Source organism: Atopobium minutum 10063974 (assembly GCF_000364325.1).
GTDB lineage: Bacteria > Actinomycetota > Coriobacteriia > Coriobacteriales > Atopobiaceae > Atopobium > Atopobium minutum.
Window position 1 is genome coordinate 508062 of record NZ_KB822533.1, and the last position, 11752, is coordinate 519813.

Annotated in this window: 13 protein-coding genes; 7 read left to right on the top strand and 6 right to left on the bottom strand. The window is 48.7% G+C overall.

Annotated features, from left to right (window positions below; all coding sequences use genetic code 11):
• Positions 1 to 17: 17 nt before the first annotated feature.
• The 5 genes from HMPREF1091_RS02465 (at position 18) to HMPREF1091_RS02485 (ending at position 3798) form a co-directional block, all read left to right on the top strand.
• Positions 18 to 1280: an iron-containing alcohol dehydrogenase gene (locus tag HMPREF1091_RS02465; protein WP_002563251.1), complete on the top strand. Its 1263-nt coding sequence runs from the start codon at positions 18 to 20 to the stop codon at positions 1278 to 1280.
• A gap of 7 nt (positions 1281 to 1287) precedes the next feature.
• Positions 1288 to 1848, top strand: a complete 561-nt coding sequence (locus HMPREF1091_RS02470; protein ID WP_002563252.1) for a DNA-3-methyladenine glycosylase I — start codon at positions 1288 to 1290, stop codon at positions 1846 to 1848.
• Between the two features lie 91 nt (positions 1849 to 1939).
• Positions 1940 to 2929: a helix-turn-helix transcriptional regulator gene (locus tag HMPREF1091_RS02475; protein ID WP_002563253.1), complete on the top strand. Its 990-nt coding sequence runs from the start codon at positions 1940 to 1942 to the stop codon at positions 2927 to 2929.
• Between the two features lie 267 nt (positions 2930 to 3196).
• Complete coding sequence (locus HMPREF1091_RS02480) at positions 3197 to 3397, top strand: helix-turn-helix transcriptional regulator (RefSeq protein ID WP_002563254.1); 201 nt, start codon at positions 3197 to 3199, stop codon at positions 3395 to 3397.
• Positions 3397 to 3798 (top strand): DUF2178 domain-containing protein, encoded by a 402-nt coding sequence (locus HMPREF1091_RS02485; RefSeq protein WP_002563255.1) that lies wholly within the window; start codon positions 3397 to 3399, stop codon positions 3796 to 3798. The genes HMPREF1091_RS02480 and HMPREF1091_RS02485 overlap by 1 nt, the downstream gene beginning before the upstream one ends.
• 119 nt (positions 3799 to 3917) lie before the next feature.
• Here the strand turns inward: HMPREF1091_RS02485 and HMPREF1091_RS02490 are convergent, their stop codons facing one another.
• The 3 genes from HMPREF1091_RS02490 to ahpC form a co-directional block, all read right to left on the bottom strand.
• On the bottom strand, positions 3918 to 4355 hold the full coding sequence (locus HMPREF1091_RS02490) for an FxLYD domain-containing protein (RefSeq protein WP_002563256.1): 438 nt from the start codon (positions 4353 to 4355) through the stop codon (positions 3918 to 3920).
• Between the two features lie 228 nt (positions 4356 to 4583).
• A complete protein-coding gene (locus HMPREF1091_RS02495) occupies positions 4584 to 6347 on the bottom strand; it encodes an FAD-dependent oxidoreductase (RefSeq protein ID WP_002563257.1) in 1764 nt (587 codons plus the stop codon).
• Positions 6348 to 6503: 156 nt separating this feature from the next.
• Positions 6504 to 7067, bottom strand: coding sequence for an alkyl hydroperoxide reductase subunit C (ahpC, locus tag HMPREF1091_RS02500; RefSeq protein WP_002563258.1), 564 nt, complete (start codon positions 7065 to 7067; stop codon positions 6504 to 6506).
• Between the two features lie 238 nt (positions 7068 to 7305).
• Here ahpC and HMPREF1091_RS02505 point away from each other — a divergent pair, with 238 nt between their 5' ends.
• Both HMPREF1091_RS02505 and HMPREF1091_RS02510 read left to right on the top strand, forming a co-directional pair.
• Positions 7306 to 8061, top strand: a complete 756-nt coding sequence (locus HMPREF1091_RS02505; protein ID WP_002563259.1) for an SDR family NAD(P)-dependent oxidoreductase — start codon at positions 7306 to 7308, stop codon at positions 8059 to 8061.
• A gap of 10 nt (positions 8062 to 8071) precedes the next feature.
• Positions 8072 to 9058: a 2-keto-3-deoxygluconate permease gene (locus tag HMPREF1091_RS02510; RefSeq protein ID WP_002563260.1), complete on the top strand. Its 987-nt coding sequence runs from the start codon at positions 8072 to 8074 to the stop codon at positions 9056 to 9058.
• 403 nt (positions 9059 to 9461) lie between these two features.
• On the opposite strand, the gene HMPREF1091_RS02515 is transcribed toward HMPREF1091_RS02510, so the two are convergent.
• From HMPREF1091_RS02515 to HMPREF1091_RS02520, 3 genes are all read right to left on the bottom strand, one after another.
• Positions 9462 to 10184: a hypothetical protein gene (locus tag HMPREF1091_RS02515; RefSeq protein ID WP_002563261.1), complete on the bottom strand. Its 723-nt coding sequence runs from the start codon at positions 10182 to 10184 to the stop codon at positions 9462 to 9464.
• A gap of 133 nt (positions 10185 to 10317) precedes the next feature.
• Positions 10318 to 10482, bottom strand: coding sequence for a hypothetical protein (locus HMPREF1091_RS08325; RefSeq protein WP_002563262.1), 165 nt, complete (start codon positions 10480 to 10482; stop codon positions 10318 to 10320).
• A 184-nt stretch (positions 10483 to 10666) separates the two neighbouring features.
• Complete coding sequence (locus tag HMPREF1091_RS02520; RefSeq protein WP_002563263.1) at positions 10667 to 11722, bottom strand: FAD-dependent oxidoreductase; 1056 nt, start codon at positions 11720 to 11722, stop codon at positions 10667 to 10669.
• Positions 11723 to 11752 lie beyond the last annotated feature (30 nt).

Consider the following 11752-nt stretch of genomic DNA (forward strand, 5'->3'; position numbering starts at 1 on the left):
GAGAGGTCGTCAATTTCATGAAAACACAGGTGGGTTCACGTGTTCGGCAGTTCTTTTTTAGTGTATTTATGGGCATGCTTCCAGATACGCAACAAAAGATTTCTGGCCCCGGCTCTTTACTTAAAAGTATAGATTTGCTGGTACAAAAAGACGTGCACACTATTTTGTTGGTTACCGCCCCCGGAATGCTTAAGCGCGGCATGCTTACTGAGCTGCTGGATGGCTTGGCAGCTCAAAACATAGCTGTTCATATCTTTAGCGATGTGCCGCCTGATCCAACGGACGAAAGTGCTCTGCTTTGCGCTCAACAGTATGTGCATCATACCTGCCAGGCACTTTTAGCTATTGGCGGTGGTTCGGTTATTGACTGTGCAAAGATTGCTGGTGCGCTTGTGGTAAATCCCGGAAAGTCCGTAGCAGATATTTCTGGATCCATGCAGGTAAAAAAGAGCCTGCCCTATTTTATTGCCGTTCCTACAACAGCGGGAACGGGATCTGAGGTAACGGCTGGTGCGGTGATTACAAGCACAAAAACGACTGCCGATGCACGTGCACAAACAGACTCTCATGTAGACGCAGGCACGGGCACAGGTAGTCATTTTAAACATCCGGTCAATGACCTGCATTTGGTTCCCGATGTGGCGCTTTTAGATCCTCAGCTCACGCTTAGCATGCCTGCAAAGCTCACGGCGTATACCGGGATTGATGCTCTGTCCCATGCGGTAGAAGCATATACCAACAAATTTGCTCAGCCAAAGACCAAGCGTGCAGCATGCCGAGCAGTACAGGCGATTTTTGCAAATTTACCGCAAGCATATGAGAATGGGCAGGATTTGCATGCACGAACAGAGCTGCTTGAAGCATCGTACGATGCGGGGTATGCCATTACACACAACTACGTGGGGTATGTCCATGCTATCTCTCATGCACTTGGCGCGTTGTATGGACTGCCGCATGGGTATATCAATGCGATACTTATGCCTCAGGTGCTGCAAAAATATGGCCTCGCCGCATATGATTCACTTGCGAAGTTGGCTCAGTGTGCGGGCGTGGCGCAAGCAGATGCGTCTGCCAAACAAAATGCCGAGGCCTTCATTAAGGCGTTAGAGCAGCTTAACAAGCAGCTTGGTATTCCGCGGTCTTTGGATCAGCTTGCTAAGAAGGACTTTGACTTGATAGCCACGCGTGCACTTGCAGAAGGAAACCCCACCTATCCAGTTCCGGTTATGTGGAACAAGCAAGACATTATTGAAGTGTTGGAAGCCGTTGCTCGTGGATGAGGTTGACATGGATAAGCCGATGTATCGTTGTGGGTGGGGCAATTACGATGAGTATTCTCGGGCCTATCATGATGAGCGCTGGTGTAAGCCCGTCCATGACGATGATGAACTGTTTGCCATGCTTGTGTTGGAAGGAATGCAAGCAGGCCTGTCGTGGAACTTGATTCTTAAGCGAGAGACCGGAATTCGTGAGGCATGCGATGGACTGCGACCGACACAAGTAGCGCTCTATGATGAAGCCAAGATCCAGGAACTTCTCGATAATCCCGCGATGATTCGCAGCGTTCGTAAAATTCGTGCGATGGTGGAAAACGCTCAAGCATTTTTGCGTGTGCAAAAGGAATATGGCAGCTTCGATGCCTATATTTGGAGTTTTGTGAGCGGGCAACAGATCGACCATCAGCTGGTATCCGAGAAGGATATGCCGGCAAGCAGTGAGCTTTCTGAGGCGGTAAGCAAGGATCTCAAAAAGCGTGGATTTAAATTTGTAGGCCCCGTTATTGCGTACTCATATATTCAGGGTATTGGCCTGATAAATGACCACGTGTTGGACTGCTCATTTCGCTAGTACCGCTGGCGGAATACTGGCGTTTAACACCCCAATACTTGGATTTAGCTGGGCTACTATTGGGACAGTTAAAAGCGTTTGGGGGGTTGTAATGTCTGCAAAGAACAATCAGAAGCTTAAATTGCTGCATGTTATGCGCATTTTACAGACGGAGACCGACCCAGACCATGGACTGACCATGCCGCAGATCATTGAGCGCCTGGAGGAGTGCGGCATTTCTTCCGAGCGCAAAAGTATTTATGCAGATATTAGTGTACTTACGGACTTTGGTTGGGATATTCGCAAGCTTCCCACACAGCCTGTTTCCTACGCATTGGCGGAGCGTGATTTTGAAATTAGTCAGCTTATGCTGCTTATAGATGCGGTGCAGTCAAGCAGGTTTTTATCGGAAGGCAGCTCTCGTGCACTGGTAAAATCCATTAAGCAGATGGCGTCAAGTCATGAGCAAAACAAGCTTAACAAGCAGGTACATGTGCATGGTCGTCCCAAAATGCAAACACAGTCAGATTTTATTGTGGTCGATAAACTCCAAGAGGCAATTGCACGTAAGCGTGAAGTTTCATTCCATTATTTTATGTATAACGCGACAAAAAAGCGTGTGGCTCGTAAAGACGGCGCGGCGCATGTGGTGACGCCTGTCAACCTCACCTATTCTGATGGCAATTATTATTTGGTTGCGTACAGTGATACGGATGAGCAGATTCGCAATTATCGAGTGGATCGCATGGACTGCATTACCATCTGCGATCAGGAGACACAGTGCAACGATGTCATTCGCTCATATGACCCAGATGAAGTGGGTAAATGTGCATTTAGCATGTATGATGGCAAACGGGTGATGGCAACGCTGCGCGTAGATGCAGACGTGATGAATGTACTAATCGACCGTTTTGGGGCGGATGTATCGGCCGTTCCTATAGATGATGGCGCTGCTGCTCGAGTAACCGTAGCAGTTAAGGAGAGTCCCGTCTTTTACGGCTGGCTTGCTACGCTGGGCACAAAGGTGACTGTCGAGAAACCCGCGTCATTGCGTACGTCATACGCCGACTGGCTCAAAGCGATTGTCGGCAGGTATGCGTAGGTCTTCTCGATAGAGACAAAGCTTCTTAACAGTGATAAATCCTCTCAGCAGAGACAAAACTCCTCAGTAGAGACAAATCTTCTCAATACAGGTAAAGTTTGCTTGACATTTATGTCAGACAGGGTAATACTATCTTCAACAAGTATGTAAAGGACGCTTTACATATAGCTCTAGAGCAGTGCGACAAAAAGTAGTAATCGGACAAACGGGCAAACGCAAGAGCGCTGTTTGCAGTGTTCTTCGGCAAGTGGTTTACAGGGAGGCGTAATGGAAAATAGGATCGTTTCTCTCAGACAAAAGCATGGACTTACTCAACAGGGATTGGCACAAAAGGTTCAAGTGACGAGGCAGACGATTATCTCACTAGAAAAAGGCAAATACGATCCGTCGATTGGGTTGGCGCATAAGATTGCGCGTGTGTTTGGCCTGCGTATTGAGGACGTCTTCATCTTTGAGGAGGACAACTAATGAATATCAAAAGGCAGTTTTTGAGTACTGTCCTTCTGTTTGCGGCGGGTGCAGTGCTCATAGGTGTATTCAATTTTGCGGTTCACAATAGCTCCTTGCTTGGCGCAGGCTGTGGCTGTATTGTTGTTGGTTGCATCAGCGCATATCAGTTATTTCGGCGTCAAACAGATAGTGCGTATGCCAACAACCAGGATGTTGTCAGCCATGATGAACGTAACCTTATGCTGATGGAGCGTGCTCAATCAAAAACATTTGTTATTATCGCAGTAGGATTAGCTATTGGCATGATCGTTTCTAGTCTGATGGGACAAGAACTTATTGCGCAAGTTATATCGATCATTTTTGGACTGATATTTGCTACGTATGTAGTGGTCTACTGGATTATACGTAAAAATAGCTAGCGAGAAACTCTATGAAAACCCGTTAGTGCTTCTAGCTTGCGTGTATGTACAACAAGCAGCTGCCTCTCTTTTAGGGGCAGCTGCTATTTTAAGGTCAACTGGTAAATAACTTGCAAGGGCTAAAAGCCGGCTACATCACCAATTTCATAGTGATCAACTTCATCAGGTTTGATGCCAAATCCAACTGCTTCAAACTTCCATGTGCCGCCACCCTTGAGGTTATTTGTGTTGGCAAGAGCTGTGCCAATTTGATTTCCGTCTTTATCGTAGAGGACATAGCTGACTTGAACATAGTGTGCTTCTGAGTCGGTGTTATTAGTAAGAATACCGCTCATCTTCCATGAGTAGCTATCGGATGTAACCGTTTCATCGCTAATGCTATATTTTTCCTTCTGCTCTGTTTGAGCTTGTGTAGTTGCAGCTTGCTCAGAAGAGGTATTTCCAGCATCAGAGGATTTGTTACCTTGTCCTCCGACAATTGCGCCAATAGCAACTATGGCTACTACGACAATGACAATAAACTTAAGCTTGCCACTCTTTTTCTTCTCATCGGCCATGATTTTCCTCCTACGAGTTGATGAATGCCATTGCTAACTACGTTAAAAAATACGGGGGGGGGTATTCAAGGAAAAAAAATAAAAATCGGCCAACGGATTATTAAATACAGCTAAAAAATGTGAACAAACAAAAATGCAGCCAGTACAAAAGACATTGTACTGGCTGCACTAGATTTGTTGGAGACAAGTTCGGATTGAATGTCCCTAAGATAGGACGGCTGAGACGACTTACCTAATCAGATCGAGCATCTCGTCAATATTTTTACGACCAAATTCAACCTTCTCGCCATCGTTAATGATGATGCACGGCACGCTCATAACGTTGTAGCGATCTTTGAGCGCGGGGAAGTGACCCGCATCATATACGTGCGCTGTGACGTTAGAATTAAGCGATGCAATGCGCTGAGCTGCACTTACGGTGTCGGGGCACATCGTACAGGTGAGCGAGGTGAGCACCTGGATCTTTGTGGGGGTCGCCAGCTCCTGAATAGCCGCGCGTGTAGCCTCGGGCAGAGCCTGGCCTGGCCCACTCACGTTATAGATTCCCAGTACAAACGGGGTAAACTCGTGTCCGCCTGGCACACCATGGAAGGCAAGTCCAGAGTCTGCACCTTCAGCCGTGCACACGTGAACGCAGGGCGCGTCAGTGTTGTTTGTATCGCCGGTAGTGCCGGTAGCGCCATCAGCACCGTCCTGACCTGCTGTGCTTTGGACGGTCGTGCGCTCTACGCGAATCTTATCGCTTAGCGACGCCAGCTCAGAGCAGTAGGCGTCGAGCTCTGCAGAAATGGGTCGGTCGTCCAGCTCTAGCTTGAGCGTTACGGGTTTCTCCATACGGGCAAATACCGCATTGAGCTGGGCTACCATGTCTGCCGAGAAAAGCGTGGAGCTTGTGTCATGTGCGTCAGTCGTAGCAGAGTCTGTATCTGCACCGGGTTTCTCGGTAGCTGCTTGTTGCGACTGATTGGTGTTTTGGGTAGGACGCTGGGGTACAATGCCTGTCTTGTGCTGCATAGCTGCCAAGTGGTGTTCCATTTGGGTGGCGGCACCTGCGGCTTCGCCCACAGCGGTTGTTACCTGACGCAGATCCTTTACGCATACATCGCCCGCAGCATAAATGCCTGGTGCAGAGGTTTGGCACTGCTTGTTGGTAATGATGTTGCCGCGAGGATCAAGCTCAACAATATCCTTAATAAGGCCCGTTGCGGGAGTGTATCCTGCTAGAACAAACACACCAAAGGCATCACCTTCGGGTGCCTGGTAGTGGGTGAGCTCACCTGTTTTCATGTTGCGATAGGTAAGTGAGCGAGGCATGGAATCACCAGTAAGCTCAACGACTTCGGTATTGGTGTGGATGGTGATCTTATCGTTAGCGCGCGCCGCCTCTGTAGAGGCTTGAGCGCAGGTAAAGTCATCGGTAATCATGAGGATGTGAACATGCTTGGCATACTTGGTCAAGAAGACGCTTTCCTCGGCTGCGGCAAAACCGCCTCCTACCACAAAGACATCCTTGCCCGTGAAGAACTCTCCGTCGCAGGTAGCACAGTATGCAACGCCATGACCCTTAAACTGGGATTCACCCGTAAAGCCAATTTCGCGCGGCTTGCAACCAAGAGCCAGCAGGATACCAAAGCAAGAAAAATCACCGGCGCTTGTATGGACAGTCTTGATGTCACCCTCTGCCTCAAAACCGGTAGCTTCTGCGAGCTTGAGTTCGGCGCCAAAAGCCTGTGCCTGCTCACGCATGGTTTTGGTGAGCGCGCGTCCCGAAGTGCGGCCAATGCCGGGGTAGTTAACGATCTCTTCTGTGATGTTAATCTGGCCGCCAAACTCGTCCTTCTCGATAACCAAGACGCGGTAGCGTGCACGAGCCAGATAGATTGCTGCGGTAAGGCCAGCAACGCCTCCGCCGACAATAACGGCGTCGTACATGATGTCTGTAGATACTGCAGCGGGTGCGGTAGCAGTGGCATCCGCGGAGGATTGTGTCATGGAGTCTCCTTTGCAATGACGATAAAAAGCCCGGCGCACCAGCACCGGGCTTTGAGCAATGTTCCCGGATGAGGGAAGTAAACGTGTGGCTGCACGCAGCCTCAAGCGTGCTCGTCGTAAGTGCGTGCCCTTAGGCGCGCACGGATCTAGTAAGGCTTACAGCATGCCTACCAAATCAAGGCTGGGCTTAAGGGTCTCGCCACCGGGCTGCCACTTAGCGGGGCATACCTGGTCACCGTGCTCGGCAACAAACTTTGCAGCCTGAACCAAGCGCAGCAGCTCCTTGGCGTTACGACCAATACCACCAGCGGTTACCTCGTATACCTGGATGCGACCCTCGGGGTCTACGATAAAGGCACCGCGCTCTGCCAGACCGTCATTCTCGATAAGAACCTCAAAGTCCTGGGCCAAGACGTGAGCGGGGTCAGCCAGCATAGGATAGGTGACCTTAGCAATGCGCTCGGACTCCTCGTGCCAAGCCTTGTGGACAAAGTGCGTATCACAGGACACGGAGTAGACCTCACAGCCCTCAGCCTGGAAATCTGCATAAATCTCAGCCAATTCTTCTAGCTCAGTGGGGCAAACAAAGGTGAAGTCTGCGGGATAGAAGAAGAACAAAGACCACTTACCAAGTACGTCAGCCTTGGTAACAGTTTTGAAATCGTCGTTTACGTATGCCTGGACAGAAAAATCACTAATTTCTTTACCAATGAGAGACATAGTACCTCCTAAAAAACGCTGTGTTCTTGTACTGCGGGGTGCAGCACCATGCGTAGTGTACTGCATCCACAAACAGTATTTATCCTAAAGTTACCCTTTTCTTACCGTTATTGATATGAGAAAAGTAACATTTTTAGTTAAATTACACTAACATTTATGCAATGTCATATCGTGTCATATTGAGACAGTGTAGTATGAGAGGTAGTTTTGTTGGTGCTCGATTGCAAAGGAGAAGAGCATGACATTCGATTTTACAGGCAAGCTTGTGCTTGTTACTGGTGGTAACTCTGGCATTGGTGCAGAGATTTCCAAGGGTGTTGTAGCAGGCGGCGGGCATGTTGTTGTGTGCTCATTCGATAAGGAAGAAGTGGGCCAGCAGTTTGTCAAGGATCTTGGCGAGGGCAACTACTTCTACTTTATGGACATTTCTGACGCTGACGCTGTTAAGAAAACGGTTGCACGCATTCTTGAGGAGTGTGGCGATGTTAACGTGCTTATCAACTGCGCTGGGCGCGTAAGCACCGTTCCCTTTGCAGAGGTAGACGACGAGGAGTGGGCAAAGACCATCAATACCAACCTCACGGGTACCTACAACCTGACACACGCTTTGTGGCAGCACTTCATTGACCGTGGTGGCGCACGTATCGTTAACGTTTCTTCTGTTGCCGGTAAGATTGGCGGCGGCTTGCTTGGTACCGTTGCATATGCTTCCTCCAAGGCTGGAGTTAACGGCTTTACTAAGGCCATTGCCAAGGAAGGTGGCAAATACGGCATTTCCTGTAACGCGGTTTGCCCTTCATTTACCATCACTGGTATGACCACGGCTCTTTCCAATGATCCCGAGAAGTACAACAAGGTTATTAGTATTATTCCTCTGGGTCGTCCCGCTCAGCCTTCTGAGCCTGCCCAAATGATTCTGTTCTTTGCTTCTGATGCTGCAAGCTTTGTCAATGGTGAAATTGGCGATTGCGACGGCGGCATTGTAATGGACTAGGTGGAGCTTTATGGCAGAAAAAGAACCGCTTTTCATCCATCATCCTTTTAAGGCTTTGGGCCGCATTCCAGGTGCAAACATTTTGGTGCCCCTGTTGCTTGGCGTTGCTATGAACACATTTCTTCCCGACGTGTTTCCCACGTTGGGTAGTTTTACTTTGGCAATGACCAATAAGGGCACTGCTGCACTTGTTGGTGCTTTTATGCTTTGCGTAGGCGCAACTATTTCATTTAAGAGCGCCCCTAAAGCGGCTCTTCGCGGTGCCATTATTATTATCTCTAAGGTAATCTTCTGCGTTGCCTTAGGGCTTGCGGTATTGTTCTTGTTTAACGATAACCTCTTTGGATTGTCTGCGATGGTTATTCTTGCCGCTTGTTCTGGTGCCAATAATGCAATGTATTCTGGCCTTATGGCTGATTACGGCAATGAGTACGAGCAGGGTGCTGTTGCCATTACTACCTTAGTGGTTGGTCCTCCAGTAACCATGATTACCCTTGGTGCGGCTGGTCAAGCTCCTCTTGGGTGGTCTTTACTTGGTGCTGTTCTACCAATTCTTACCGGTATTGTGCTTGGTAATTGCTTCCCCAGCATGAAGAAGATGCTTACCAGTGCCCTTCCTGCCATTATTGTTATGACTTTCTTTTCAATGGGTTGTGGCATGAAGTTTGATGCGCTTATCGACGCTGGTCCTTCTGGCATCTTGTTGGGTATCATTTGTTCATGCGTTGGCGGCTTTATTAACTTCTTTGTAGATCGTGCAACAGGCGGTACTGGTATTGCAGGTGTTGGCATCTCTAGTTGTGCTGGCGCTAACGCTCTTACTCCGGCCGCCATGGCCGAGGTAAGCCCCGCTGTTTATGGCGGAGCAGCTCTTGCAGTTGCAAATGCTCAGGTTGCTGCCTGTGTTATTGTGACGGCAATTCTGACGCCACTTATTACAGGTTATGTTGCAGAGCATTTTGCCAAGAAACAAGAGGTTGCTTCCGAAACCGCATAAGCGCAGATGTTGGCGCAGCGCCTAGCGCAGTGATAAGCACAGCGATAAGCGCGACGATAAGTACGGCGATAAGGAAAGCAACTCTGATAGGTGCCCCTTTGTTGGATGGCCAGCAAAGGGGCACTTTTGTGTACTGGAGGTAGGGTTGTAGCCAGGTATGCAAATACAGCCAGGCATACAAAAGAGGTTACGCTAAAAGCTCGTGCCAACTGAGTAGCGAGTAGTACTAGCTGCACTAGTTGCAATGCTGGCAGGGCCTATAACCTTTGGCGATAAGATTTTGTAGGGTGTCATGCACGTATAGTTTATTGCTTTCTTTCATGCGTGCTACATCTCTGCAGCCAGGCTGATGAATCACCCTTGTTTTCTTGTTGACAATCCAATCCTGCGCCTGCTCTTCTGGCTAGCTTACTGATGAGGTACCGGCCTCTGTTGTACCCGTTGCTTCATTGGTATTCTCGGCAGGCTTAGATTCTTCTACTGGCTTAGGAGCTTCTTCAACGACTACGGTATAAGAGGTGCTGCCAACGAGATTATTGCCATGTTTGTCACTGCCTGTAATGGTAACTGTATACGAACCAGTGATGGAGGTATCGACAGCGCTTACTTTTTCACCAGTGGGAGAGGTAATTTCTAAGGTATACCAGCCGGTTTTATAAGCAGTCTTTGTAGAGTCTGTCTTTATTGGCGTAGGCTGTTGTTCAACAAGAGCAAGTGCTCCGTCAACAGGATCTTTTACCTCTATGTTGCTTGTAGGATCAAAAGTATCGCCCTGAGTGATTTTTACCGTTGGTTTTTTAACTTGACACGTTGGCCCCTGTGTATCCTTCACAACACACGTGATAGAGCCAGTGCGTTTACCAGCATTATTAGAAAGCGTATAGCTAATTGTTTGCTCACCAAGCTTTGAGCAATCAATTTTTCCATCTACGGATGCCTGTACATTCTTATCGGAGCTACGAAAAACATCGGAAGCGGTCAGTGTGTTTGTATTGTATTCAAATACGTATGAGGTACCATCTTTTTGTGGTGTAGGCTGGATATCGCTGAGCTCAATTTCAGCTTTTGCGAGAGCAGTTTTGAGTTGTTCAGCTTGGTGCGCGTTGGTGCATGCACTAACAAACACTATTGCAAGAATAAGACTTTACAATACCAGCAATAATTTTCCTTTGCCGCGGCATAAGTTTTAGACCTCCTTGGATAGCTTTATTATCCGGTACTTTTTCTACAAGCATGCGCCAGACATAGCGCAGTAAAAATCAGAAAGCAGCTGCAATAACCACAGGTAGAAGGATGGGGGCCAAACTGGCAAATACTGCAAGAATAAGGCAGATGACTATGACGTGAATGCACCAACCAGCAGCACTAAGTTTTTGAGGCTCGCCTTTAAGGTTGACTCTGCCTAATAACCAGTCTAGCAACATGTTCCTCTCCCTGAGTTGGTTTAAAGGTGGTCTCAACAGTGATAGTTTACGGTACCTTATCGGCAGTGTTTCTCAGTCCTATAGCCAAATCGGTATTAGGTAGTTGCTATAAGGTAGATTCAGCTTATATGGTTATAGCTGTATGGTAGTGATGGTACGAAAACGATTTTTGGTGGCCTTGTCGTTACAGGATTGCCAGTTCAGGTGCGGTATAGCGGTCCTGCATAAGCTGTAGGTGATGCTCCATATCTGTTGCAGCACGGGCGGCTTCTCCTACGGCGGTAGCTACCTGACGGAGCTTTTTGATGCAGACATCGCCTGCTGCATAAACGCCCTCAACGGAGGTGCGGCAGTTGCTGTCTGTGACAATGGATCCGCGCTCGTTGAGTTCCACTACGCCCTTGACCAGTGAAGTGTCTGGGGTGTAGCCAGCTAAAATAAATACGCCAAAGGTGTCACCATTTGGAGCGAGGTATTCCTTGCATTCACCTGTTTTGGTGTTACGGGTAAGTAAGCGACGGGGAACTGCATCACCCGTTACCTCCAGGACTTCTGTATTGGGATGGATTGAAATCTTTTCATGTGCGCGGGTTTTCTCGGTAGCTGCTGCCGCGCAAGTGAAGTCATCTGTGACCATGAGGATGTGAACATGTTTGGCAAATTGGGCCAGATAGACGCTTTCCTCGGCCGCGGCAAACCCACCGCCAATAACAAAGATGTCCTTGTCCTTAAAGGACGCTCCATCGCAGGTAGCACAGTACGTTACGCCGCAGCCCTTGTACTTTGCCTCCCCGGGGAAGCCAAGGGAGCGCGGCGCACAGCCAATGGTCAGAAGAACTCCGTAGCTTCTAAAGTCTCCGGCAGTGGTGTGTACGGTTTTGATATCTCCCTGCACGTCTATGCTGGTGGCCTCCGCAATGAGCAGGGTGGCACCAAAGGATTTCGCCTGTTTTTGCATAGCGCGGGTAAGCTCTCGACCGCTGGTGCGCTCGATGCCGGGGTAGTTAATGACCTCTTCCGTGATGTTAATCTGGCCACCAAACTCTTTTTTCTCAACGAGCAAAATTCGGTAACGTGAGCGAGCAAGATAAATAGCGGCAGTAAGTCCGGCAGGACCGCCTCCAATAATGATGGCATCAAAAAAGTTGTTGTCGGCAGCGGTTGTGCCGTTGTCGTTTGCGCTGCTGGTGATTGTATTTGTGCTGGTAGTACTAGTGTCAGCGGTAGTGCTGGTGGACATGAAAGGCTCCTTTGTTAAGCATGCTTAATG